Genomic DNA, 22,949 nt, shown 5'->3' with positions numbered 1-22,949 from the left:
TTCGATGGAACGACGGAGCGTGACCCTCGCTTCTTTACGGGCTCGATCGCCCCAAGGGGTTCCGGGCTACGCTCCGCCACCGCTCCGGACACTCTAGCAACGACCGAGCGCGATGGCGCCAAGTTACAAGGGGTCCAGGGGAATTCATTCCCCTGGCCTGCCCCTGTCTTCAACATTAGTCTTCAAACATCTCTTTCATGTCAGCCACCGGCTGCCACTTCGGCGCCTGGTCCTTGTCGACCAGCACGGCGCGGACGCCCTCGGCGAAGTCGGGGTGCTGGGTCACGGTGCGGGTCAGGACCAGCTCCTGTTCCAGGCAGCCGGGCAGGTCCAGCGTGCCGCCGCGCTTCAGCAGCTCCAGGGTCACCGCCACGCTGGTCGGTGACACGCGCTTCAGGATGGCGAGCTGCTCGGCGGCCCAGTCGGTGGCTTCGGCTTCCAGCGCGGCCTCGATCGCGGCGCGGTCGTCATGCGCGAAGCAGCGGTCGATGGCGGGGCGCAGCGCGGCGATACGACCCGGCGGGACGGCTTCGGCGAAATCGTCGACGATGCGGGCATCGCCATTGGCGAGCAGCGCCTGGCGCAGCGCCGGCAGCTTCTCGCGCGGGACGTAGTGGGTGGCGAGGCCGGCTTCGACGGCCTCGGCGCCCTTCAGCCGGGCGCCGGTCAGCGCGATCCAGCGGCCGAGGCCGCCCGGCAGCCGCGGCAGCACGTAGCTGGTGCCGACATCGGGGAACAGCGCGATGGCGGTCTCCGGCATGGCCAGCAGGGCGTGCTCGGTGACGATGCGGTGGCTGCCATGGACCGACACGCCCAGGCCGCCGCCCATGCAGATGCCGTCGATCAGGCTGATCCAGGGCTGCGGGAAGGCCGCGATGCCGCCGTTCACCGCGTATTCGCGGGAGAAGAAGGCGTCCACCGCCGCGCGGTCGCCGTCCAGCACCTGCTGGCGCACCTGGCGCACGTCGCCGCCGGCGCAGAAGGCGCGGTCGCCCGCACCTTCCAGCAGCACCAGGCGCAGCGTCGGGTCGTCGCGCCATGCGGCGATGGCGGCCGCGAAGCCGTCGATCATCGGCAGATCCAGCGCGTTCAGCGCCCGGGGGCGGTTCATCAGCAGCCGGCCGACCGGCTTGTCCCCGGCCCCTTCCCGCGTCGCGATCAGGCTGGCATCCGCATCGGTCATCGACGATCCTCCGTTCTTATGGTTCCGCAGAGTTGCGGGGGATGCGCCGGTTGACAAGCGGGCCAGGACGGCCCGATGGCTGTCGGCGCTCGGCGTGTCCTTGGGGGATGGTGCGAATGGCGGAAGCCCTGGTCCGGTTCGAAGGCGTCCGCAAGGCCTATGGCCCGGCGTCCGGCGGCTATGCGGTGCGGCAGCTCGACCTCGAGGTGCTGCGCGGCGAGCTGCTGACGCTGCTCGGCCCCTCGGGCTCGGGCAAGACCACGACGCTGATGATGCTGGCCGGCTTCGAGCTGCCGAGCGAGGGCCGCATCCTGCTGGAGGGCCGCGACATCGCCCGCCTGCCGCCGCACAAGCGCGGCATCGGCGTGGTGTTCCAGTCCTACGCCCTGTTCCCGCATATGTCCGTCGCCGAGAACGTCGCCTTCCCGCTGGAGGTGCGCGGCATCGCCAAGGCCGAGCGCACGGCGCGGGTGCAGCGCGCGCTGTCGATGGTGCGGCTGGAGGGCTTCGGCGACCGCCGGCCGCAGCAGCTGTCGGGCGGCCAGCAGCAGCGCATCGCGCTGGCCCGCGCCATGGTCTTCGAGCCGCCGATCGTGCTGCTGGACGAGCCGCTGGGCGCGCTCGACAAGGCGCTGCGCGAGGAGATGCAGTACGAGATCCGCGCGCTGCACCAGCGCCTCGGCCTGACCATGATGTACGTCACCCATGACCAGCAGGAGGCGCTGACGCTGTCGGACCGCATCGCGGTCTTCGAGGGCGGGCTGATCCGCCAGCTGGCGCCGCCGCGGCAGATCTACGAGACCCCGGCCAATGCCTTCGTCGCCGGCTTCGTCGGCGAGAACAACCGGCTGCCCGGCCGCGTGCTGGGGCTGGAGGACGGGCTGGCCCGCATCGCCCTCGATTGCGGGCCGGAGGTCTGGGCGCGGCCGGTCGATTCCGGCCCGGCCGGCAGCCGTTGCCTGCTGGCGATCCGCCCCGAGCGGGTGGCCGTCGCCCCGGTCGAGGCCTCGACCCTGGGCGAGGATGCGCTGCCGGCGATCCTGCGCGAGGCGATCTTTCAGGGCGACCATGTCCGGCTGCGCCTGGGTCTGGGCGAGGGCGGCGAGATCCTGGTCAAGCGCGCCATCGGTGGCGGGCAGCTGCCGGAGCCGGGCGGCCCGGCGGCCCTGGCCTGGGACGCCGACCACGCCCATGCCTTCGCCGCCGCCTGATCAGCAGCGCAGCGCCAAGCGGACCAGGGGGGCGGCGCCCTCGCGCAGCCGGACCGGCCGCAGGGCCGCGAGATGTTCCGCCACCTGGGCGTTGCGCTCATGCGGCTTGAGGGACGGGCCGGGGCAGGCGGGGGCAACGGCGGCATCCAGCACGCCGTCGATACAGGCGCCGGCGCGGGCGGCGACGAAGGCGCGGCCGGGCTCGCCGGCCGGATCGCCCGGGCCGGCCTCGCCGCGCAGCGCGCCGCGCAGCGCCGCGCCGCTCATCCGGTCGAGGCGGATTTCCGCCTGAACCGGAAAGGACGCCAGCAGGGTCGCTGACAGCAGCCCGCCCCAGGCCAGGCGATAGAGGCCGCGGGCGGCGCGGTCACGGGCGCGGAGCAGGGCGGAGATCGATTCTTCGAGGCGCGACATGCCGCCGATCCTGCGGGCCGCCCTGGCGCGGGCCGAATCGCGATCGAGCGATCCGGCCCCACTTCTGCGTCAGATACCCAGCGTCCCCGCCTTGGCCGCGGCGTAGCGCTGCGAGATCTTCGACCAGTCGAGCACGTTCCACCAGGCGGCCAGGTATTCGGGCCGGCGGTTGTTGTATTTCAGGTAGTAGGCGTGCTCCCAGACGTCGTTGCCGAACAGCACCCGGCCGCCCTCCATCAGCGGCGTGTCCTGGTTCGGCCGGCTGGCGATGGCCAGCTTGCCGGCGCTGTCGACGGTGACGAAGACCCAGCCGGAGCCGAAGACGCGGGTGCCGGCGCCGTTGAAGTCGGTCTTCAGCTTGTCGAAGCCGCCGAGGTCGCGGGTGATGGCCTCGGCCAGCTCGCCGGTCGGCGCGCCGCCCTGGCCGCCCATGATCTGCCAGAACATCGCGTGGTTGGCATGGCCGCCGCCATTGTTGCGCAGCACGGTGCGCACCGCCTCGGGCGCTTCCGGCAGCTTGGCCAGCAGCTCCTCCAGCTTCATGCCGGCCAGCGCCGAATGGTCCTTCAGCGCGGCGTTCAGGTTTGTGACATAGGCCGCGTGGTGGCGGTCGTGGTGCAGCGCCATGGTGGCGGCGTCGATATGCGGCTCCAGCGCGGCATTGGCATAGGGCAGCGGCGGCAGGGTGTAGGGGCCGGTGGCAGCGGCCGGGGCGGCCGCCTGGGCGAAGACGCGCCCCGGCAGCAGCCCGGCGGCGAGCAGCGAGGCTCCGGCGATCAGGGCCCCGCGGCGGGCGAGAAGGGGCTGGTTCATGGCGCGTCTCCGTGCGGTGAGGTTGTTTCCTCAACGCGGGAGTTTGGCGCGGGATGCGGCGAAGGGAAGGCCGGCCGGCGACCTGTCGGGAAAGTTTCCCGCCCCCCCGGCGGTGGCGCCGGGGGGGCGGGTCAGGATCACCAGCGCCGCGGCGGCGGACGGCGCGAGTAGTAGCGGCGGCGGTGCCGCGGCGGCGGCGGCGGACGGCGCGAGTAATAGCGCCGGCGGTAGCGCGGCCGCGGCGGCGGGCCGGGGCGGCGATAGGGATAGGGCTGCGCCTCGGCCTCGCTGCTGAGCACCACCGGGACGGCCGCGACGACCGGAACGGCGACCGCGGCGGCCAGCAGGCGGGAGAGAAAACCACGTCGGTTCATCGGCGATCCTTTGCTCGGCGGGGCGGGCGAGAAACCCGGCCCCGACGGGTCATCTAAAACCGTGAAGCCCGTGCCGGTTGCGGCGTTGCGGGCCTGATGACGAGGTTTGACGCCGCTTGTGGCCAAAGCGGGGCGCCGCGGTGGCGGCAAAAGGGTCGCTTGCAACGTCGCGTGTCGCTCAGCCCAGCCGGCCGGCGAGGAAATCGATGAAGGCGCGGATGCGCGTCGCCAGGTGCTCGTGGCCCAGGAAGACGGCATGGACCGGCTCGATATCCTCGGGATTGTGGTCCTCCAGCACCGCCACCAGGCGGCCGGAATCGAGGTCGGGCTGCACGAAGAACTGCCCGACCCGCATCAGCCCGAGGCCGGCCAGGCAGAATTGCCGCATGGTCGGGCCGTTATTGGCCTGCAGGTTGCCGGGCACGGCGCGGCGCTCCACCGGCAGGCCCGGGGCGGCCCGGAACGGCCATTCCTCGGCGCCCAGGCGGAAGTTGAAGGTCATGCAGTTGTGATGGTCGAGCTCGGCCGGGCTGCGCGGCGTGCCGTGCCGCGCCAGGTAGCCGGGCGAGGCCACCACCACGCGGCGGCTCCTCAGCACCAGCCGCGCCTTCATCGAGGAGTCGCGCAGGATGCCGGAGCGGAAGGCGATGTCGGTGCGGTCCTCGACCAGGTCGACCATGCCGTCCGACAGCGACAGGTCGAGCTGCACCAGCGGGTGGCGCGCCAGGAATTCGGGCACCAGCGGCACCAGGCAGCGGGCCCCGAAGCCGACCGAGGCGCTGACCCGCAGCCGCCCACGCGGCACCGCCGCGGCGCCGCCGGCGACCAGCCGCTCGGTCTCCTCGATCTGGCCGAGGATGGCGCGCGCCCGGGCCAGATAGAGCTCGCCCTCCGGCGTCGGCCGCAGCGCGCGGGTGGAGCGCAGCAGCAGCCGGGTGCCCAGCCGGTCCTCGATGCGGCCGACCAGCTTGCTGACCGCCGACGGCGTCAGCCCCAGCCGCCGCCCGGCGGCGGAAAAGCTGCCCAGCTCGGTGGCCAGGACGAAAACCTGCATCTCGCCGGCGCGGTTGTTCATCTGTGAACCTGGTTCAAAAGCCTTCTTCCATTACGCCGGATACTCGCCGGGAGGCCAGCGGCGCATAGGGATCGGCAACCGCCGGCGCCGTGCCGGCCCGGCTTCGGAAAGAACCCTCCCATGCCCCTGGCCATCCTGGCCCTGACGATCGCCGCCTATGCGATCGGCACCACCGAATTCGTCATCGTCGGCCTGCTGCCGACGGTGGCCAACGACCTGCAGATCTCGCTGCCGCTGGCCGGGATGATCGTCAGCGTCTATGCGCTGGGCGTCACCTTCGGCGCGCCGGTGCTGACCGCGCTGACCGGGCGCATCGGCCGCAAGGCGCTGCTGCTCGGGCTGATGGCGCTGTTCGTCGCCGGCAACACCGCCGCCGCCCTGTCGCCCAGCTACGAGCTGCTGCTGGTCGCCCGCGTGCTCTCCGCCTTCGCCCATGGCGTCTTCTTCTCGGTGGGTGCGACCATCGCGGCCGCCCTGGTGCCGGCGGAGCGGCGGGCCTCGGCCATCGCCATGATGTTCATGGGGCTGACGGTGGCCATCGTCACCGGCGTGCCGCTGGGCACCTTCATCGGCCAGTCCTTCGGCTGGCGCGCCACCTTCTGGGCGGTGGCCGGCCTCGGCATCGTCGCCTTCGCCGCCATGGCCGTGCTGCTGCCGGCCCGCCTGCCGATGGCGCCGCCGGCGCGGCTGTCCGACCAGATCCGCGTGCTGGGCAGCGGCCGGCTGCTGCTGGTCTTCGGCATGACCGCGCTGGGCTATGGCGGCACCTTCGTCACCTTCACCTTCCTGGCGCCGGTGCTGCAGCAGGTCACCGGCTTCGGCGAGGGCGCCGTCAGCCTGATCCTGGTGCTCTATGGCCTGGCCATCGCGGTCGGCAACCTGGCCGGCGGCCGCATCGCCGACCGCGACCCGGTGCGCGCGCTGGTCGGTCTGTTCGCCGCCCAGGCGGTGGTGCTGGCGGTGTTCTCGCTGACCGCGCCGCATCCGCTGCTGGCGCTGGTGACGCTGGCGGGCCTCGGCTTCCTGTCCTTCGCCAATGTGCCGGGGCTGCAGCTCTACGTGGTGCAGCTGGCGCAGCGGCACCGGCCGGGGGCGGTCGACCTGGCCTCGGCGCTGAACATCGCCGCCTTCAACCTGGGCATCGCCTTCGGCGCCTGGATCGGCGGGCTGGTGGTGGCCTCGCGGCTGGGCCTGGGCGCCACGCCCTGGGTCGGCGCCATCCTGGTGGCCGCGGCGCTGGGGCTGACAGTGTGGAGCGGGGCGCTGGATCGTCGCGAGGCGGTGGCGGCCTGAAGCGAGGACAGGCGAGGGAAGAATCCGGGGGCATTGAATGCCCCCAGACCCCCCCATTCATTGGCGTCCCGCTTCTGGCCCCGAGGGGCCAACCGATGGCGGGGTCCGGGGGGATACGATCCCCCCGGCGGGGGTTCAGGGGGCGGAGCCCCCTGCCGCCGGCCTGCCTACTTCCCCCGCCGCAGCAGTGTCACCGCGAGGAGGAGAAGTCCCGAGATCAGCACCAGCACCATCGCCGCCGCCATGATCGTCAGGCTGATCGAATCGTTCAGCCCGGAGAACATCTGCCGCGGCAGGGTGCGTTGCGCCGGGCCCGAGATGAACAGCGCCACCGCCACCTCGTCCAGCGAGGTCGCGAAGGCGAAGACCGCGCCGGCGGCGACGCCCGGCGTGATCTGCGGCAGGCAGACGCGCCAGAAGGCCCGCACCGGCGACGCCCCGCAGGAGGCCGCGGCGCGCAGCTGCACCGCGTCGAACTGCTGCAGCGCGGCCAGCACGGTGACCACCACGAAGGGCGCGCCCAGCGCCGCATGGCCCAGCACCAGCCCGGTGAAGCTGTTGGTCAGCCCCAGCGGCCCGAAGGCCAGCAGCAGGGCGACGGCGACGATGATGGCCGGCACCACCATCGGCGCCAGCAGGATCGCCATGATCAGCATCTTGCCGGGGAAGGGGGCGCGCCACAGCCCGAAGGCCGCCAGCGTGCCCAGGCTGCCGGCCAGGATCGCCGCCATGGTGCCGACGCGCAGGCTGTTCCACAGCGCCGGCAGCCAGAAGCCCGAATTCCAGAAATCCGCGTACCAGCGCAGCGACAGCCCGGGCAGCGGGTAGAACAGGAAGGACCCGGCCGAGAAGGACAGCGGCAGCACCGCCAGCACCGGCGCCATCAGGAACAGGATGGCGAGGATGCCGGTGCTCCACAGCAGGAAGCGGGAGGCGGTCATGCGGTCTTCACCCGTCCGAAGCCGACCAGCCGGCCGTAGAGCAGCACCACCAGGGCGACGGCCAGCAGCAGCAGGCAGGAGAGCGCGGCCGCCATGCCCCAGTTGACCGTGCGGCTGGCGTAGAAGGCGACGAAATAGGGCACCATCTGGTCGTTGGCGCCGCCCAGCAGCGCCGGCGTCACGTAGAAGCCCAGCGCCTGGATGAAGACCAGCAGGCTGCCCGCGCCGATCCCCGGCAGCGACAGCGGCAGCGAGATGCGCAGGAAGGCCCGCGCCGGCGAGGCGCCCAATGACACTGCGGCGCGCGGCAGCCGCCAGTCCAGCGCCTTCAGGCTGGCATAGATCGGCAGCACCATGAAGGGCAGCAGGATGTGGACCATGGCCAGCAGCACGGCGCCGCGGTTGAACAGCAGCGGCAGCGGCCCGTCGGTGATGTGCAGGGCGGCCAGCGTGGCGTTGACCACGCCCTCGCGCTGCAGCAGCACCATCCAGGCGGCGGTGCGCACGATCAGGCTGGTCCAGAAGGGCAGCAGCACGCCGGCCAGCAGCCAGGGCACCGCGCGGGCCGGCGCCGTCGCGATCAGCCAGGCCAGCGGATAGCCGACGGCGAGGCAAATCAGCGTCGCCAGCGCGCCGATCCACAGCGTGCGCCAGAGGATGCCGCGGAAGATGGCGGCGTCGTCGGCCGCGGCGGCGATGTCGCCGGCGGCATCCCGCTTCAGGTCCAGCACCGCCAGCAGGTTGAAGTCGGAGACCGGCCCGCCGGCGCGGCGGATCGCCGCCCAGGGGATGGGGGTCGCCCAATCCTCGTTGATGCCGGCCAGCAGCGCGCGCGCCGGGCCCTCGGCCGAGGCGACGCGACGGGCGGTCAGCGGCAGCAGGCTGCGGAAGCCCGGCCAGTCGGCGTTGAGCCGCGCGGCGGCCCGGGCGATGGCGCCGCCGCCCTCGGCCTGGTCGCGGATGCGCGCTTCCTTCAGGTCGGCGACCAGCGCGGCGAAGCTGGCGTCATCCGGCAGGCCCTGGCCGTTCCAGCCGGCCAGGCTGGCGACGGTGCGGGGCAGCACCGGCGCCACGTCGCTCTCCTGCACGGCGCGGGTCAGGAAGGCGCCGATCGGCAGCACGAAGACCGCCAGCAGGAAGAGCAGCAGCGGCGCCACCAGCGCCGCCGCCATCCAGCGTGCCCGCACGCTTACCGCGAGACCCAGTTGTTGAAGCGCTGGTTCAGCTTGTCGAGGTTGTCCAGCCAGAACTGGTCGCTGATCTGCAGCGCGCCCGCGGCATTGGCCGGCGTCGTCGGCAGGTTGGCCAGCACCGCGGCGGGCAGGCCGTCCTGGGCGCCGCGCGCGGTCGGACCATAGGGGATGCGCGGCGGCAGCTCGGCCTGGCGGGCGGGTTGCGTCACGAAGTTGATGAAGCTCAGCGCGGCCGTGCGGTTCGGCGTGCCCTTCATCACCACCCAGCTGTCCAGGGTGAACAGGTTGTTGGTCCAGCTGATGCCGAAGTTGCGGTTGTCGGTCTGGTTGGCGGCGGTGATGCGGCCGTTATAGGCGACGGTCAGCGCCAGCTCGCCGCTGGCCAGCAGCTGCGCCGGCTGGCTGCCGCGCTCCCACCAGATGATGCTGGGCTTCAGCTGGTCCAGCTTGCGGAAGGCGCGGTCGACGCCGGCATTGGTGGCCAGCAGCTTGTAGACCTCGCCGGGCGGCACGCCGTCGGCCAGCAGCGCGATCTCCAGCGTGGCCTTCGGGCCGCGGCGCAGGCCGCGCTTGCCGGGGAAGCGCTGGGTGTCGAAGAAATCCGCCCAGCTGGCCGGCGCGTTCGGCGTGCGGGCGCGGTCGAAGGCCAGGATGAAGGAGTAGAGAATGTTGCCGACGCCGCATTCGCTGACGGCCTCGGGGATGAATCTCTCCCGACCGCCAATCGCGGCAAAATCCATCTTCTCGAAGAGGCCTTCCTCGCAGCCGATCAGCAGCTCCTCGCTCTCGACCTGGACGACGTCCCAGTTGTTGGCGCCGGACTGGATCTTGGCGCGCAGCACGCCGACGCCGCCATCCCAGGTCTCCTCCAGCAGGCGCGAGCTGGTCGATTGCTGGAACGGGCGGAAGAAGATCTCCCGCTGGGCGTCCTGGTAGGCGCCGCCCCAGGACACCACGGTCAGGTCGCGCTGCTGGGCCATGGCGTTGCCGGCCATCACCGTCATGCCAAGCGCCAGCACGGCACCGAAACTTCTGCGCAGCATCGGAAACTCTCCCCGTCGCCGGCTTGATCCGGCGTTACGGCCGCGAGCCTAGAGCGGCCAAGCCCCGCTTGCGAAGGGGGAGGCGTGCGGCGCGTGACGATTTCTGCCGGGGGCCTCGCGCCGATGTGGCCCGCGGGCCCGCCGGCGGCATCCTAGGCTGCGCCGATCAGAGGGAATGCCAAGGCACGTGGAGGGATGGTCATGCGGGTGATGGTGCTGGTGAAGGCCTCGGCGGCGAGCGAGGCGGGCGAGATGCCCAGCATCGCCCAGATCGAGGCGATGGGCCGTTTCAACGCCGCGCTGCTGGAGGCCGGGCTGCTGCTGATGGGCGAGGGGCTGCACCCGTCGCGCATCGGCCACCGCATCCGCTTCGACGGCGCCGCGCGCCAGGTGACCGACGGCCCCTTCGCCGCGACGGAGGAGCTGGTGGCCGGCTTCTGGGTCTGGCAGGTCAAGGACATGGCGGAGGCGCTGGACTGGGCGCGGCGCTGCCCCAATCCGATGCCGGGCCCGAGCGAGATCGAGATCCGCCGGATCTACGAGATGGAGGATTTCGGCGCGGCGATGACGCCGGAGCTGGCGGCGCAGGAAGAGGCGATGCGCCGGGAGCTGGAGAAAAAGTAGCTGGGAAAAAAGCAGGGGTGGATCCCCGGGGGAGGATCCACCCCTCCAGTTGGTGCCCGCACCGGAGAGGCTGGGTGGTGCGGTGGCGCCGAGGGAATTCGGGGTCCGGCGCCGATCGGGAGAGACAGGGCCATGGGATCGTGGCCCGGGCGTATCTTGCCGCGGCCATGGTTGACGCCCGGTTTCCAGGGCCAGGAAAAATCCGGCGGCGGTGGATTCGCGCGCGGTGCCCCTTGCCCGATCCGCCGGGCTCGCCCAAGCCTTGGCCGGAAGTGGGGAAGGAAAGCGAGCGCATGTCCGACCAGGAGAATCCAGCCCGCCTGCCATTGGCCGGGCTGAAGGTGCTGGAGCTCGGCCACTATATCGCCGGCCCCTTCGCCACCCGCCTGCTGGCCGACATGGGCGCCGAGGTGGTCAAGGTCGAGCCGCCCGAGGGCGACCCGATCCGCCACTGGGGCAGCAGGCAGGACGGCCATCCGGTCTGGTTCAGCATCCATGGCCGCAACAAGCTGTCCGTCACGCTGGACCTGAAGAACCCGCGCGACCAGGCCCGCCTGAAGGCCATGGCCGCCCGCGCCGACGCGCTGGTCGAGAACTTCCGCCCCGGCTACCTGGAGCGCATCGGGCTGAGCCCGGCCGTGCTGCACGCGGTGAACCCCAGGCTGGTGATCGCCCGCATCTCCGGCTACGGCCAGGACGGGCCCTATCGCGACAAGCCGGCCTTCGGCGCCATCGGCGAGGCCATGGGGGGCTTGCGCCACCTGACCGCCAATCCCGGCCAAGCCGCGCTGCCCCCGCCCCGCTGCGGCATCTCCATCAGTGACGACCTGGCGGGGATGTATGCCGCCATGTCCGTCGTCTCCGCCTGCTGGGGCCGCGATGCCGGGCAGGGCGGCCCCGGCCGCATCATCGACATCAGCCTGGTCGACAGCGTCGTCAGCCTGACCGAGGGCATGCTCCCCGAATACGGGCTGACCGGAAAGATCCGCCAGCCCGCCGGCGCCGCCATCCCGACCACGGCGCCCACCAACACCTATCCCTGCGCCGACGGCAAATGGCTCTGCGTCGCCGGCAATTCCGACCTGATCTTCCGCCGGCTGATGACCGCGATCGGCCGGCCGGAGCTCGGCGCCGATCCGCGCATGGCCGACAATGGCGGCCGCTGCGCCCATGTCGAGGAGCTCGACGCCGCCATCGCCGCCTGGACCCGCACCCTGCCGGCGAAAGAGGCCCAGGACATCCTGGAAGCGGCCGAGGTGCCGGCCTCGCGCCTCTACGACATCCGCGACATCGCCGAGGACCCGCATTTCCGCGCCCGCGACACGGTGATGCAGGTCGACGACCCGCTGATCGGCCCGATCCTGCACCCGGCCGCGCCCTTCCGCTTCGACGGGGTGGCGCCCAAGGACATGGTGCGCTGGACGGGACCCGCCGCCGGCGCGCACAACGCCCAGGTCTTCAAGGACTGGCTGGGGGAGGAGCAGTGACCATGACCGAGACCGTCACCATCAGCGAGGTCGCCCCGCGCGACGGGCTGCAATCCATCGGCCCCTTCGTGCCGACCGCCACCAAGATCGCCATGGTGCGCGCCCTCTACGACGCGGGCCTGCGCCGGATGGAGGTGGGCAGCTTCGTCAGCCCGCGCCACGTCCCGCAGATGGCCGACACCGCCGAGGTCCTGGCCGCCGCCAAGGCGCTGCCCGGCCTGGAATGCACCGTCCTGGTGCCGAACCGCAAAGGCTTCGACCTGGCCATGGCCGCCGGCGCCGACCGCCTGGGCTTCTTCATGTCGGTCACCGAGGCCCATAACAAGGCCAACCTGAACCGCAGCCGCGCCGAAAGCCTGGCCGAGCTCTCGGCCCTGGTCGCCGAAGGCGCCGCCGCCGGCAAGGCGATGCGCTTCAACCTGTCCTGCGCCTTCCACTGCCCCTTCGAGGGCGTGGTGCCGACCGCCGACGCCATCGCCTTCATCGCAGGGGCCTGCGCGCTCGACCCGGCGCTGGAGATCGGCGTCGCCGACACCACCGGCAACGCCGCCCCCGACCAGGTCACGACGGTCTTCCGCGCCCTGGTCCGCGACTGGAAAAACCCCTTCGCCTATCACGGCCACGACACCTACGGCATGGGCCTGGCCAATGCCCTGGCCGCCTTCGAGGCCGGCGTGCGCGTGCTGGACGGCGCGGCCGGCGGCCTCGGCGGCTGCCCCTTCGCCCCGGGCGCCACCGGCAACACCGCGACCGAAGACCTGGTCTGGATGTTCCAGCGCATGGGCGTGGAAACCGGCGTGGACTGGTCCAAGCTCCTGGTCGCCGCCGACCTGTCGGCCGCCGTCCCCGGCGGGACCCCCGGCGGGCGGATGCGGGGGGTTCCGGCAGCGCGCAAGGCAGCCTGAAGCGAAGACAGGGGCAGGCCAGGGGAATGAATTCCCCTTTTTCTGTTTTGTTGGCCGTTCAGTGCCCAGTGTCTTCGCCGGCGGCGGCACCCGGGCCCAGCGGCGGGACGCCATTCAAAGAATCGGCGCTCCCTCGCAGGTCGCGCTATCGATTGGCCGTTTCACGTCCCGTCTCCACGTGGACACGGCAGTCACCCCAGAAAAAAGATGGGGGTCTGGGGGAATTCATTCCCCCAGCCTGCCAAGCCTTTCTCTGGAACTTCTAACCCTGCCTCTGAACCTGCTAAGCTACCCCTCGGGGACTAAGGGGTTTTCGGGGGATGAGGGTCTGGCTGTTGCTGCTGCCCTTGCTGGTGGCGGCCTGTGGTGGCGGCACGCCGAGGGGCCCGGTGCTGGGCGCGGCCGCGCTGCAGGAGCCGGTGACCTGCGTGCCGTATGCGCGGGCGCGGTCGGGCATCGACCTGCGCGGCGATGCCTGGGGCTGGTGGGATGCGGCGGCCGGCAATTACGAGCGCGGGCATGCGCCGCGGCGCGGCAGCGTGCTGGTGCTGACCCGGAGTGGCCGGATGCGGGACGGGCATCTGGCGGTGGTCAGCCGGGTGGTGTCCTCGCGCGAGATCCGGGTGGACCACGCCAATTGGGCCAGCGGCAGCCTGAAGGGCCGCATCATGCGCGACCAGCCGGTGATGGATGTTTCCCCGCGCAATGACTGGTCGCTGGTGAAGGTCTGGTATCCCCCGGTCGGCGATTATGGCGTCACCAGCTATCCGGCGGCGGGCTTCGTGCATGGCAGCAGTGTCGTGGCGGCTCGCTGACGGGCTGGACGCCGTTGCGCGGCCGTGCTCAATCCGCCGCGATTTCCTGCCCCGGAGACGTCCCGCGTGACCCAGTCCCGTCGTTCCCTGCTGGCCCTCGGCGCCGGCGTCGCCACCCTCGGCGCGCCGCGCCTGCTCAGGGCCCAGTCGGGGGCCCAGTCGGGGGGCCAGCCGGCGGCCTGGCCTGACCGCCCGCTGCGGCTGGTGGTGCCGTTCCCGGCGGGCTCGACCCCGGACATCCTGGGCCGCGTGCTGGCGCCGCATTACACCGCCGCACTCGGCCAGCCCTGCGTCATCGACAACCGCGCCGGGGCGGGCGGCAATATCGGCACCGACATGGTGGCCAAGGCGACCGACGGGCACACCTTCGGCCTGACCATCAACGGGCCGCTGGCCACCGCCCCGGCGCTGTATCCGAACCTGCCCTATGACCCGGCGAAGGACCTGGCGCCGATCTCCTGGCTGGCGCGGGCCGGGCAGGTGCTGGTGGTCAATCCGACGCTCGGGGTGAAGTCCTTCGCCGACTTCGTGGCCCGCGCCAAGGCGGAGCCGGGCATGCTGACCTTCGGCTCGGTCGGCGCCGGCTCGGGCGGGCACCTGGCGATGGAGGACATCAAGGCCCGCACCGGCATCACGCTGGAGCACGTGCCCTATCGCGGCTTCCCGCAGGCGGTGCTGGACCTGGTGGCGGGGCGGATCAGCGCCATCATCCTGACGGTCGCCGGCATCCTGCCGCAGCTGCGCGAGGGGCAGGCGGTGGCCCTGGCGGTCACGTCGGAGAAGCGGCTGCCGCAGCTGCCGGCGGTGCCCACGCTGATCGAATCGGGGCTGCAGGGCGCGACCTCCTATGCCTGGAACGCGCTGGTGGCGCCGGCCTCGATGCCGGCCGAGCGGATCGAGCGGCTGGCGCGGGAGACCAAGGCGGCGCTGGCCAGCCCGCAGGCCAAGCAGACGCTGGACACTTCGGGCTTCGAGATCGTCGGCAGCGGCCCGGCGGAGCTCAAGGCGATGGTCGAGGCCGAGACCGCGCGCTGGGGCGGCATGATCCGCCAGCTCGGCATCACCGCCGACAACTGAGGCGAGGGGTCCAGGGGGCCGGGAAGGGCCCCCTGGAGGTCAGGCGTTAGAGCGAATCCTCGACCGGGCGCTCGCCGGGGGCGCGCTCGTCGATCACCTTCTGGCCGCGGGTCTTCCACAGCGACAGCGCGATCGAGCCGGCGATGATCGTGCCGGTCGCCATCAGCGCGTATTCCACCGGCACCGCCTTGCCGCCGGCGAACCAGTTGGCCAGCATCTTGGCACCGACGATCATCAGCACGATCGACAGCCCATGCTTCAGGTACTTGAAGCGGTGGATGACGCCGGCCAGCGCGAAATACATGGCGCGCAGGCCGAGGATGGCGAAGACGTTCGCGGTGTAGACGATGAACGGGTCGGTCGAGACCGCGAAGATCGCCGGGATGCTGTCGAGGGCGAAGAACAGGTCGGTCAGCTCGACCAGGATCAGCACCAGCAGCAGCGGCGTGACCATCAGCTTGCCGGCCTCGCGGACGGTGAAGGCATTGCCGCGGAAGCCTTCGGTCACCGGCAGGCGGCGGCGCAGCCAGGCCAGGATCGGGCTTTCGGTCGGGTCCTCCTCGTCATCGGCGGCGCGCAGCATCTTCCAGCCGCTCCAGATCAGGAACAGGCCGAACAGGATCATCATCCAGTCGAATTCGCGCATTAGCGCGGTGCCGACCAGGATCATGATGCCGCGCATCAGCAGCGCGCCGAGGATGCCCCAGAACAGCACGCGGTGCTGATAAGCAGCAGGGACCCCAAATTTCGCGAAGAGCAGGACAAAGACAAAGATATTGTCGACCGAGAGCGACCACTCGATGACATAGCCGGTGAGGAATTCCAGGCTCTTGGCGGCGCGCTCGTCCGGCGTCGCGCCATAGCTGAAGCGCAGCCAGAAGAAGAAGGCGATGGCCAGGCCGATATAGGCGGCCGACTTGATCAGCGCGGTCTTCACCGGCACCGGGGTCGGGTCGCCATTGGCGTCCTTGCGGGAGAAGATGCCCAGGTCCAGCAGCAGCAGTCCGAAGACGGCGGCGTTGAAGGTGACCCAGAACCAGATGGAAGCTTCCATGCCGTACGGCCTCTCAGAATAGGGGCCGGCCGCCAGCAGGACCTTGTCCTTGCAGGGGAAGCGCACCGGGCCCGGATTGCGCGAGAAGTCGATCCGACATCGCGGTAGCGACGGTCCCTGGCCAGGCCAGAGTCGTCGCCGGGTCGCCAGAGGGGCCCGGATCAAGAAAATATATGGAGGAAATGTCACGCGTCCGCAAGAGCGGTTGTTTCCGGGCGCGATTCACGCCATCTGGTCATTTGCGCGATGGCCAGCGGGACATTAGTGTCGGTCAACGTGGCGAGCACTCGCGGTCAGGCCAGCAGGGACGTCCCCGTTCAGGTCGCTGGCCGCCCCAATATGATCGAGGCGTGGCTATGGGTTCCTTCAGCATCTGGCATTGGCTCGTCGTTCTGCTCGTCGTCCTGCTGCTGTTCGGCGGCGGCAAGATCAGCGGGCTCATGGGCGACCTCGCGAAGGGCATCAAGTCCTTCAAGCAGAACATGAAAGAAGACGACGACAAGGACGCGTCGATGGCCGCCGAGGCGCCGCCGGCGCCCCCGGCCGGCAACCTGTCGGCCCCGGCGCAGGCCCGCGCGGCCAGCACCGAGCCGCGCACCTCGACCTCGTCCCACCCCGCCGCCTGAGGCGCTTCCGGCCGGACTGCCTCCGGCCGGGCGTCAGGGCAGCAGGGACGGCCCCACCGCAGGGTGGGGCCCCTCCGGCCAGGGCGCGGCTTCGGCCGCGGGCCTGGCCTTTTTGCGTGGCCGGGATGACGCGCGCTTCATCCTGGCCATGACATTGTGGGGTCAGGGGCGGCGGTGCTGCTGCCTTGGCCGCCATCCTGCGCTATCAGCCGCGGCGGGATGCTGCATCCCGACCCGCCTGATTCTCCTGCCGGGAGCCCTGCGCCATGCCCCTCGCCATCCCCCAGGCCGCCATCGACGCCATCATCGGCGCCGGCCGCCGCATGGACCGCTTCAACTGGGTGCCCGCCACCGCCGGCAATTTTTCGGTCCGCCTGCCGGGCGGCCGCATCGCCGTGACGCGGTCGGGCCAGCACAAGGGCTTCCTCACGGCCGAATCGGTCATGGTCGTCGATCTGGAGGGGAAGCCCGAGGATCCGGCGCTGCGCCCCTCGGCCGAGACCCTGCTGCATTGCGGCATCTACCGCCGCTTCCCGGAGATCGGCGCCTCGCTGCACGGCCATTCCATCGCCAACACCGTGCTGTCGCGCCGTGCCGGCGACGCCATCACGCTGGCGGGCTACGAGCTGCTGAAGGCCTTTCCGGGCCTGGCCACCCATGACGCCAGCGTGGCCGTGCCGGTCTTCGACAACGACCAGGACATCGCCCGGCTGCAGCGCGCCGTCGACGCCCGCTGGGACGGCATGCCGGAGGCGATCGCCCCGGGCTATCTGATCCGCGGCCATGGCGTCTATGTATGGGCACGCGACATGGACGCCGCCCTGGCGCGGCTCGAGGCGCTGGAATTCATGCTCGATTGCGAGCTTCAGGACCGGAGGAACCCCGCATGAGCCTGCTGACCATCAAGGACGCCGCCACCGGCGCCGAGCTGCTGCGCGCCAGCGACCCGGCGGCGATCGCCGCTGGCCTGGCGCCGATCAATGTCCGCTTCGAGCGCTGGGAAGTGGCGCCGCTCCCCGAAGGCGCCTCGGCCGAGGCGGTGCTCGAGGCCTATCGCGCCCAGCTCGACACCTTCATGGCGGGGCATGCCGCCGGCACCGCCGACGTCATCCGCCTGACCGGCGACCATCCGCAGAAGGAGGCGCTGCGCGCCAAGTTCCTGTCGGAGCATATCCACACCGAGGATGAGATCCGCTTCTTCCACGAGGGCGCGGGCAATTTCATCATGCATGTCGACGGCAAGGTGTACGACGCCCACTGCACCCGCGGCGACCTGATCAGCGTGCCGGCCAATACCCAGCACTGGTTCGATGCCGGCACCGAGCCGCATGTCACGGCGCTGCGCATCTTCACCGACACCACCGGCTGGACCCCGCATTACAGCGGCACCGACATGGCCGACCGCTTCCCGGCGGTGACCGGATGAGCGGAGTGGTGCTGCGGGCGCCGCTCAGCGCGGTGCTGACCGACATCGAAGGCACCACCAGCGCCATCGCTTTCGTCAAGGAGACGCTTTTTCCCTATGCGGAGAAGGCGCTGGACGGCTTCCTGGCGGCCGAGGGCGAGACCCCCGAGGTCGCCGCCTGTCTGGCCGAGGCCGCCCGCCTGGCCGAGCCCGGCGAGACGGCGGTCGCCGCCCTGCGCCGCTGGATGGCCGAGGACGCCAAGATCGGCCCGCTGAAGACCCTGCAGGGCCTGATCTGGCGCCAGGGTTTTGTCAGTGGCGAGATCCAGGGGCATCTCTGGCCGGATGTCGCGCCCTGCCTGCGGGCCTGGGCGCGGGCCGGGATTTTTCTCAGCGTCTATTCCTCCGGCTCGGTCGCGGCCCAGAAGCTGCTGTTCGGGCATTCGCTGGCCGGCGACCTGACGCCGCTGTTCGGCGGCTTCTTCGACACCGGCGTCGGCCACAAGCGCGAGGCGACCAGCTACGCCGCCATCGCCCAGGGGCTGCACCGCCCGCCGGAAGAGATTCTTTTTCTGTCCGACATCGCGGAAGAGCTGGACGCCGCGGCCAATGCCGGGCTGCAGGTCTGTCAACTGGTGCGGGCGCAGGATGGCACGGTGGCGTCCGGCCGGCATCCGGCGGCGGCCGATTTCGCCGGCGTCGCCGCGCAGTTCGGCCTGCCGGTGCCGCGGCTGGCCGCCTGAGGCAACTGGCCGCCTGACGCAACTGGCCTGATCGAGCCTATCGGCCCGCCCCCGGCGGCGGGCCACCCCCCTGCCTGGCGGAGCGCGCGCGCATGATGACCACCTACAGCGTGCAGGACGGCCGCACCCTGCGGCAGGAAGGCATCCCCGAGCCCGAGGTGCTGCGCGGCGCCGTCTGGATCGACCTGCTGGGCCCGAGCCCGGAGGAGGAGAAGGCCGTGCAGGCGGCGCTCGCCCTCGAGATCCCGACCCGCGAGGAGATGCAGGAGATCGAGAGCTCGTCGCGCCTCTACAAGGAGGACGAGGCGCTCTTCCTCACCGCCAACTTCCTCTACGGCGTGGACGAGGGCGAATACGGCTCCACCGCCATCACCTTCGTGCTGGCCAGCACCGCCCTGGTCACCGTGCGCTATGTGACGCCCAAGGCCTTCGCCGTCTTCGCCACCCGGGCGCAGCGCATGCCGTCGCTGCTGGCCAGCCCCGACGCGGTGATGCTGCATCTGTTCGAGCAGGTGGTGGACCGCCTGGCCGATGTGCTGGAACGCGTCGGCAGCGACATGGACCGCGCCAGCAAGCAGGCCTTCCGCAATGCCCGCGGCACCAACAAGGTGAAGGTCAAGGCGCGCGACGCCGAGATGAAGGACGTGCTGATCGCGCTGGGCGAGGTCGGCGAGGTGACCAGCCGCGCCAACGAGACGCTGCTCGGCCTGACCCGCATCCTGACCTATGTCGGCGCCGAGAAGTCGCTGGCGGTGCGCAAGGAGAACAAGACCACCATCAAGACCGTGCTGCGCGACGTGCGCTCGCTGGTGGAGCACGCGGCCTTCCTGAACAACAAGGCCAACTTCCTGCTCGATGCGGTGCTGGGCATCATCAACATCGACCAGAACGGCATCATCAAGACCTTCACGGTGGCCAGCGTGGCGCTGATGCCGCCGACCCTGGTCGCCAGCATCTACGGCATGAATTTCCAGATCATGCCGGAGCTGCAGCTGACCTTCGGCTATCCGCTGGCGCTGCTGGTCATGGTGGTCAGCGCCCTGCTGCCGATCGCCTATTTCAAGCGGAAGGGGTGGCTCTAGCCTGTGATCGCCTGAGGCGGGCGCGCCGACAGGCGTGAATCACCGGCGCAGACACTCCGCCTGTGATCGCCTGAGGCGGGCGCGCCGACAGGCGTGAATCACCGGCGCAGACACTCCGCCTGTGATCGCCTGAGGCGGGCGCGCCGACAGGCGTGAATCACCGGCGCAGACACCCACGCGCCCCAGCCATCACCGGGGCGTCGCTTGACTTGGCGCGGCAGGAAGCCTGCTCTGCCGCGACATGGCCTTCCGATTCTTCGAGAACCTGATCGACCCCGTCGCCGCCCCGGGCCAGCATGCCAGCCGGCTGCTGGGCACCCCGGTGCCGACCCAGTCGCCGCCGCCCGGGCTGCTGGCCTTCTACTGGTACTTCATCCGCCAGGCGCGGCTGCTCTTCGTGCTGCTGTTCCTGGCAGGCCTGGTGGTGGCGCTGCTCGACGCGCTGATCCCGGTCTTCATCGGCCGCGTCATCGCCATGCTCTCGGCGCACCAGCCGGGCAGCCTCTTCGCCGAGGCCGGGGCCAGCCTGGCCGGCATGGCCGCCGTGCTGCTGCTGGCGCGGCCGTCCAGCATCTTCCTGCAGAACCTGATCAGCCAGCAGGCGATCAATGCCGGCGTCACCAGCCTGATCCGCTGGCAGGCGCATTGGCACGTGGTCCGCCAGGGCTGGGCCTTCTTCCAGGAGGATTTCGCGGGCCGTCTTTCTGCGCGTGTCATGCAGGCCGGCCCGGCGCTGCGCGAGAGCGTGGTCCAGGCGGTCAACGCGGTCTGGTACATCCTGGTCTATGGCACCGGCGCGGTGATCTATCTGGCGACGGCCGACCTGTGGCTGGCGCTGCCGATCCTGGTCTGGTTCGCCGCCTATTGCACCCTGCTGCGCTTCGTCGTGCCGCGGCTGCGCGACCGTGCCAAGGCGGCCTCCGAGCAGCGCAGCCTGCTGACCGGGCGCATCGTCGACAGCTACACCAACATCCTGACCCTGAAGCTCTTCGCGACCGCGGACGAGGAAGACGCGGTGGTGCGCGACGGCATGCGCAGCCTGACCGCCGCCTTCCAGCGGCAGATGCGGCTGATCACGCTGAACGGGCTGCTGCTGTCGACGCTGAACGCCACGCTGCTGGTCGGCATGGCGGCGCTGTCGCTCAGCCTGTGGGACCAGGGGCGGATCGGGCTGGGGACGGTGGCCGCCGCCCTGCCGATGGCCTGGCAGATCGCCAATATCTCCGGCTGGGTCGCCTTCAATGTCGCCGGCATCTTCGAGAATATCGGTGTCGTGCAGGAGGCGAGCCGCAGCATCGCGGTCGCGCCCACCGCCCCCGATGCCGAGGGCGCACAGCCGCTGCGGGTGACGGAAGGCCGCATCCGCTTCGAGGCGGTGGACTTCGCCTATGCCGGCGCCGAGCGCGGGGTGCTCCAAAAGTTCAGCCTCGACATCGCCCCGGGCGAGCGGGTCGGGCTGGTCGGCCATTCCGGCGCCGGCAAGACCACGGCGACCAACCTGCTGCTGCGCTTCTTCCAGCCGCAGGCGGGCCGCATCACCGTCGACGGCCAGGATATCGCCGGCGTCACCCAGGAAAGCCTGCGCGCGGCGATCGGCGTGGTCACCCAGGACACTGCCCTGCTGCACCGCTCGATCGCCGAGAATATCCGCTTCGGCCGCCCCGAGGCGTCGCGCGCCGAGATCGAGCGCGCCGCGGCGCAGGCCGAGGCCGATGGCTTCATCCGCGAGGTGCAGGACTGGCGCGGCCGCACCGGCTACGACGCGCATGTCGGCGAGCGCGGCGTCAAGCTGTCCGGCGGCCAGCGCCAGCGCGTCGCCATCGCCCGCGTGCTGCTGAAGAACGCCCCCGTGCTGGTGCTGGACGAGGCCACCAGCGCCCTCGATTCCGAGGTGGAGGCCGCGATCCAGCAGCAGCTGGAGGGGCTGATGGCCGGCAAGACGGTGATCGCCATCGCGCACCGCCTGTCGACCCTGGCGCGGATGGACCGGCTGGTGGTGCTGGAGCAGGGCCGCATCATCGAGCAGGGCACCCATGCCGCGCTGCTGGCGGCGAACGGCGCCTATGCCCGGCTGTGGCACCGCCAGTCCGGCGGCTTCATCGAGAGCTGAAGCCCCCAGCTGAAGCCCCCAGCTGCAGCATGGTTGACCGCGGGCGCCGGCGCCGGGAAGCTTCGGCATCCCCAGAAGGAGCCCCCCCGCATGTCCACCACGCATCAGCTGAACGCCACGCCGGAGACGGTGCGCTGGGGCGCCTTCGATTCGAGCTTCGGCCCGGCGCTCACCATCGCCTCGGGCGACCGCGTGGTGATGCAATGCGTCTCCGGCCCGGCCGAGGTGCTGCCCCCCGCCGGCAGCGGCTTGACCGTCCCCCCGGCGCTGGCCGCCATCCATGAAGCGGTCGAGGCCGGCCGGGTGCCGCGGCTTGGCCCGCATATCCTGACCGGCCCGGTGGCGGTCACCGGCGCCGAGCCCGGCGACGCGCTGCGCGTCGAGATCGAGGCGATCGAGCCCGGCGCCGACTGGGGCTACAACCTGTTCCGCCCGCTGGTCGGCACCCTGCCGGAAGACTTCCCCTATCGTCGCCTGATCCACATTCCCGTGGACCGCGAGGCCAAGACCTGCCGGCTGCCCTTCGGCCCGGACCATGGCGGGCTGACCCTGCCGCTGTCGCCCTTCTTCGGGGTGATGGGCGTGGCCCCGCCCGAGGCCTGGGGCCAGATCTCCACCAAGGAGCCGCGCGCCCATGGCGGCAACCTGGACAACAAGGAGCTGGTCGCCGGCACCACGCTGTGGCTGCCGGTCCACACTGCCGGCGCCCTGTTCAGCGCCGGCGACGGCCATGGCGTGCAGGGCGATGGCGAGGTCTGCATCACCGCGCTGGAGATGTGCCTGACCGGCCGCTTCCGCCTGACGGTGGAGAAGGGCGGCGGCGCCCGGCAGCCGGCCATCGCCTTCCCGCGCGCCGAGACCGCCACCCACTACATCAGCATGGGCATCCACGAGGACCTGGACCTGGCGATGAAGCAGGCGCTGCGCGAGATGATCGCCTTCATCGTGGCGCGGGCCAACATCTCTGCGGCAGAGGCGTATCAGTTCTGCTCGCTCGCGGTCGATTTCCGCGTGACGCAGACGGTGAATGGTGAGAAAGGCGTGCACGGCATGCTGCGCAAAGGCCTGCTGTTCTGAAGCGGAACCGGTTCTGCGCGGCGCGGCATCCAGCCGCCCGCCGGGGCCTGGATGACGACTTCGGCATCACCTCGAATTAACTTGCGGCAGAGGTTTTCCACATCTTTTTGGAGCCCGCCTCCCTGCCGCATCTTGTGTCACCACCCCCCGTTTCACTACCGTATATGGTGGCGGTGGCAGGAGTTTAGCCTATGGACTGGACGGCTGAGGCAATCGACGCGCTGCGCGCGCTCTGGGCCGAGGGACATTCGACGGCCGAGATCGGCCGCCGCATGGGCATCTCCAAGAACGCCGTGGTCGGCAAGGCGCATCGCCTGAACCTGCCGCCGCGGCCGAGCCCGATCCGCCGCGAGGCGGAGCCCGCCGCCACGACCCCCCCCGTCGCCGCCAGCCCGGCCCCGACC

At 71.0% G+C, this 22,949-nt stretch carries 24 protein-coding genes; 15 read left to right on the top strand and 9 right to left on the bottom strand.

Features of this window, described 5'->3' with window-relative positions; translation table 11 throughout:
- Positions 1-175 precede the first annotated feature (175 nt).
- Entirely contained in the window at positions 176-1,183 is a 1,008-nt protein-coding gene (locus tag GVN67_RS19725; protein ID WP_159999042.1) for an enoyl-CoA hydratase/isomerase family protein, read from the bottom strand.
- A gap of 116 nt (positions 1,184-1,299) precedes the next feature.
- On the opposite strand from GVN67_RS19725, the gene GVN67_RS19720 reads away from it, so the two are divergent.
- Complete coding sequence (locus GVN67_RS19720) at positions 1,300-2,394, top strand: ABC transporter ATP-binding protein (RefSeq protein ID WP_159999041.1); 1,095 nt, start codon at positions 1,300-1,302, stop codon at positions 2,392-2,394.
- Here the strand turns inward: GVN67_RS19720 and GVN67_RS19715 are convergent, their stop codons facing one another.
- From GVN67_RS19715 to GVN67_RS19700, 4 genes are all read right to left on the bottom strand, one after another.
- Positions 2,395-2,808 (bottom strand): hypothetical protein, encoded by a 414-nt coding sequence (locus GVN67_RS19715; RefSeq protein ID WP_159999040.1) that lies wholly within the window; start codon positions 2,806-2,808, stop codon positions 2,395-2,397.
- Positions 2,809-2,877: 69 nt separating this feature from the next.
- The gene (locus GVN67_RS19710) at positions 2,878-3,621 is read right to left on the bottom strand and encodes a superoxide dismutase (protein WP_159999039.1); all 744 of its coding nucleotides are present in this window, start codon (positions 3,619-3,621) and stop codon (positions 2,878-2,880) included.
- Between the two features lie 137 nt (positions 3,622-3,758).
- Entirely contained in the window at positions 3,759-3,995 is a 237-nt protein-coding gene (locus GVN67_RS19705) for a twin-arginine translocation signal domain-containing protein (protein ID WP_159999038.1), read from the bottom strand.
- 178 nt (positions 3,996-4,173) lie between these two features.
- Complete coding sequence (locus GVN67_RS19700; protein ID WP_159999037.1) at positions 4,174-5,070, bottom strand: LysR family transcriptional regulator; 897 nt, start codon at positions 5,068-5,070, stop codon at positions 4,174-4,176.
- 120 nt (positions 5,071-5,190) lie between these two features.
- Here GVN67_RS19700 and GVN67_RS19695 point away from each other — a divergent pair, with 120 nt between their 5' ends.
- Complete coding sequence (locus GVN67_RS19695; RefSeq protein WP_159999036.1) at positions 5,191-6,363, top strand: MFS transporter; 1,173 nt, start codon at positions 5,191-5,193, stop codon at positions 6,361-6,363.
- A 167-nt stretch (positions 6,364-6,530) separates the two neighbouring features.
- Here the strand turns inward: GVN67_RS19695 and GVN67_RS19690 are convergent, their stop codons facing one another.
- The 3 genes from GVN67_RS19690 to GVN67_RS19680 are packed head-to-tail and all read right to left on the bottom strand — an operon-like array spanning position 6,531 to position 9,540.
- Entirely contained in the window at positions 6,531-7,304 is a 774-nt protein-coding gene (locus GVN67_RS19690; protein WP_159999035.1) for an ABC transporter permease, read from the bottom strand.
- Positions 7,301-8,491 carry an ABC transporter permease gene (locus tag GVN67_RS19685; RefSeq protein ID WP_235035383.1) on the bottom strand — a complete coding sequence of 397 codons (1,191 nt, stop codon included), beginning with the start codon at positions 8,489-8,491 and terminating at the stop codon, positions 7,301-7,303. Before GVN67_RS19685 ends, GVN67_RS19690 begins: the two co-directional genes overlap by 4 nt.
- Positions 8,492-8,493: 2 nt before the next feature.
- Entirely contained in the window at positions 8,494-9,540 is a 1,047-nt protein-coding gene (locus tag GVN67_RS19680) for an ABC transporter substrate-binding protein (protein WP_159999034.1), read from the bottom strand.
- Between the two features lie 201 nt (positions 9,541-9,741).
- Here GVN67_RS19680 and GVN67_RS19675 point away from each other — a divergent pair, with 201 nt between their 5' ends.
- The 5 genes from GVN67_RS19675 (at position 9,742) to GVN67_RS19655 (ending at position 14,448) form a co-directional block, all read left to right on the top strand.
- Positions 9,742-10,164 carry a YciI family protein gene (locus GVN67_RS19675; protein WP_159999033.1) on the top strand — a complete coding sequence of 141 codons (423 nt, stop codon included), beginning with the start codon at positions 9,742-9,744 and terminating at the stop codon, positions 10,162-10,164.
- Between the two features lie 293 nt (positions 10,165-10,457).
- Complete coding sequence (locus tag GVN67_RS19670; RefSeq protein WP_159999032.1) at positions 10,458-11,651, top strand: CaiB/BaiF CoA-transferase family protein; 1,194 nt, start codon at positions 10,458-10,460, stop codon at positions 11,649-11,651.
- Between the two features lie 2 nt (positions 11,652-11,653).
- A complete protein-coding gene (locus GVN67_RS19665; protein WP_159999031.1) occupies positions 11,654-12,556 on the top strand; it encodes a hydroxymethylglutaryl-CoA lyase in 903 nt (300 codons plus the stop codon).
- 320 nt (positions 12,557-12,876) lie between these two features.
- Positions 12,877-13,371 (top strand): CHAP domain-containing protein, encoded by a 495-nt coding sequence (locus GVN67_RS19660; protein ID WP_159999030.1) that lies wholly within the window; start codon positions 12,877-12,879, stop codon positions 13,369-13,371.
- 66 nt (positions 13,372-13,437) lie between these two features.
- Positions 13,438-14,448, top strand: a complete 1,011-nt coding sequence (locus GVN67_RS19655; protein ID WP_235035382.1) for a tripartite tricarboxylate transporter substrate binding protein — start codon at positions 13,438-13,440, stop codon at positions 14,446-14,448.
- 46 nt (positions 14,449-14,494) lie between these two features.
- On the opposite strand, the gene GVN67_RS19650 is transcribed toward GVN67_RS19655, so the two are convergent.
- A complete protein-coding gene (locus tag GVN67_RS19650; RefSeq protein WP_159999029.1) occupies positions 14,495-15,502 on the bottom strand; it encodes a TerC family protein in 1,008 nt (335 codons plus the stop codon).
- 356 nt (positions 15,503-15,858) lie between these two features.
- On the opposite strand from GVN67_RS19650, the gene GVN67_RS19645 reads away from it, so the two are divergent.
- The 8 genes from GVN67_RS19645 to GVN67_RS19610 all read left to right on the top strand — a co-directional run.
- Positions 15,859-16,128: a twin-arginine translocase TatA/TatE family subunit gene (locus tag GVN67_RS19645; RefSeq protein ID WP_159999028.1), complete on the top strand. Its 270-nt coding sequence runs from the start codon at positions 15,859-15,861 to the stop codon at positions 16,126-16,128.
- A gap of 266 nt (positions 16,129-16,394) precedes the next feature.
- Complete coding sequence (locus tag GVN67_RS19640) at positions 16,395-17,018, top strand: methylthioribulose 1-phosphate dehydratase (protein ID WP_159999027.1); 624 nt, start codon at positions 16,395-16,397, stop codon at positions 17,016-17,018.
- Complete coding sequence (locus GVN67_RS19635) at positions 17,015-17,554, top strand: acireductone dioxygenase (protein WP_159999026.1); 540 nt, start codon at positions 17,015-17,017, stop codon at positions 17,552-17,554. Before GVN67_RS19640 ends, GVN67_RS19635 begins: the two co-directional genes overlap by 4 nt.
- The gene (mtnC, locus tag GVN67_RS19630; RefSeq protein ID WP_159999025.1) at positions 17,551-18,276 is read left to right on the top strand and encodes an acireductone synthase; all 726 of its coding nucleotides are present in this window, start codon (positions 17,551-17,553) and stop codon (positions 18,274-18,276) included. The genes GVN67_RS19635 and mtnC overlap by 4 nt, the downstream gene beginning before the upstream one ends.
- Before the next feature lie 92 nt (positions 18,277-18,368).
- On the top strand, positions 18,369-19,358 hold the full coding sequence (locus GVN67_RS19625; RefSeq protein WP_159999024.1) for a magnesium transporter CorA family protein: 990 nt from the start codon (positions 18,369-18,371) through the stop codon (positions 19,356-19,358).
- 241 nt (positions 19,359-19,599) lie between these two features.
- The gene (locus tag GVN67_RS19620; protein WP_159999023.1) at positions 19,600-21,468 is read left to right on the top strand and encodes an ABC transporter ATP-binding protein; all 1,869 of its coding nucleotides are present in this window, start codon (positions 19,600-19,602) and stop codon (positions 21,466-21,468) included.
- 90 nt (positions 21,469-21,558) lie between these two features.
- Positions 21,559-22,545, top strand: a complete 987-nt coding sequence (locus GVN67_RS19615; RefSeq protein WP_159999022.1) for an acetamidase/formamidase family protein — start codon at positions 21,559-21,561, stop codon at positions 22,543-22,545.
- A 191-nt stretch (positions 22,546-22,736) separates the two neighbouring features.
- Positions 22,737-22,949 (top strand): GcrA family cell cycle regulator (locus GVN67_RS19610; protein WP_235035381.1); only part of this gene is annotated, 213 nt, incomplete at its 3' end.

The sequence above is a fragment of the Roseomonas sp. 18066 genome, from assembly GCF_902706185.1.
Classification (GTDB): Bacteria; Pseudomonadota; Alphaproteobacteria; order Acetobacterales; family Acetobacteraceae; genus Pseudoroseomonas.
This window is presented reverse-complemented; position numbering and strand designations above follow the sequence as displayed.

Coding starts and splice junctions, on each gene's coding strand:
- GVN67_RS19725 (WP_159999042.1), bottom strand. CDS start 1,183: ATGACCGATGCGGATGCCAGCCTGATCGCGACGCGGGAAGGGGCCGGG.
- GVN67_RS19720 (WP_159999041.1), top strand. CDS start 1,300: ATGGCGGAAGCCCTGGTCCGGTTCGAAGGCGTCCGCAAGGCCTATGGC.
- GVN67_RS19715 (WP_159999040.1), bottom strand. CDS start 2,808: ATGTCGCGCCTCGAAGAATCGATCTCCGCCCTGCTCCGCGCCCGTGAC.
- GVN67_RS19710 (WP_159999039.1), bottom strand. CDS start 3,621: ATGAACCAGCCCCTTCTCGCCCGCCGCGGGGCCCTGATCGCCGGAGCC.
- GVN67_RS19705 (WP_159999038.1), bottom strand. CDS start 3,995: ATGAACCGACGTGGTTTTCTCTCCCGCCTGCTGGCCGCCGCGGTCGCC.
- GVN67_RS19700 (WP_159999037.1), bottom strand. CDS start 5,070: ATGAACAACCGCGCCGGCGAGATGCAGGTTTTCGTCCTGGCCACCGAG.
- GVN67_RS19695 (WP_159999036.1), top strand. CDS start 5,191: ATGCCCCTGGCCATCCTGGCCCTGACGATCGCCGCCTATGCGATCGGC.
- GVN67_RS19690 (WP_159999035.1), bottom strand. CDS start 7,304: ATGACCGCCTCCCGCTTCCTGCTGTGGAGCACCGGCATCCTCGCCATC.
- GVN67_RS19680 (WP_159999034.1), bottom strand. CDS start 9,540: ATGCTGCGCAGAAGTTTCGGTGCCGTGCTGGCGCTTGGCATGACGGTG.
- GVN67_RS19675 (WP_159999033.1), top strand. CDS start 9,742: ATGCGGGTGATGGTGCTGGTGAAGGCCTCGGCGGCGAGCGAGGCGGGC.
- GVN67_RS19670 (WP_159999032.1), top strand. CDS start 10,458: ATGTCCGACCAGGAGAATCCAGCCCGCCTGCCATTGGCCGGGCTGAAG.
- GVN67_RS19665 (WP_159999031.1), top strand. CDS start 11,654: ATGACCGAGACCGTCACCATCAGCGAGGTCGCCCCGCGCGACGGGCTG.
- GVN67_RS19660 (WP_159999030.1), top strand. CDS start 12,877: ATGAGGGTCTGGCTGTTGCTGCTGCCCTTGCTGGTGGCGGCCTGTGGT.
- GVN67_RS19650 (WP_159999029.1), bottom strand. CDS start 15,502: ATGGAAGCTTCCATCTGGTTCTGGGTCACCTTCAACGCCGCCGTCTTC.
- GVN67_RS19645 (WP_159999028.1), top strand. CDS start 15,859: ATGGGTTCCTTCAGCATCTGGCATTGGCTCGTCGTTCTGCTCGTCGTC.
- GVN67_RS19640 (WP_159999027.1), top strand. CDS start 16,395: ATGCCCCTCGCCATCCCCCAGGCCGCCATCGACGCCATCATCGGCGCC.
- GVN67_RS19635 (WP_159999026.1), top strand. CDS start 17,015: ATGAGCCTGCTGACCATCAAGGACGCCGCCACCGGCGCCGAGCTGCTG.
- mtnC (WP_159999025.1), top strand. CDS start 17,551: ATGAGCGGAGTGGTGCTGCGGGCGCCGCTCAGCGCGGTGCTGACCGAC.
- GVN67_RS19625 (WP_159999024.1), top strand. CDS start 18,369: ATGATGACCACCTACAGCGTGCAGGACGGCCGCACCCTGCGGCAGGAA.
- GVN67_RS19620 (WP_159999023.1), top strand. CDS start 19,600: ATGGCCTTCCGATTCTTCGAGAACCTGATCGACCCCGTCGCCGCCCCG.
- GVN67_RS19615 (WP_159999022.1), top strand. CDS start 21,559: ATGTCCACCACGCATCAGCTGAACGCCACGCCGGAGACGGTGCGCTGG.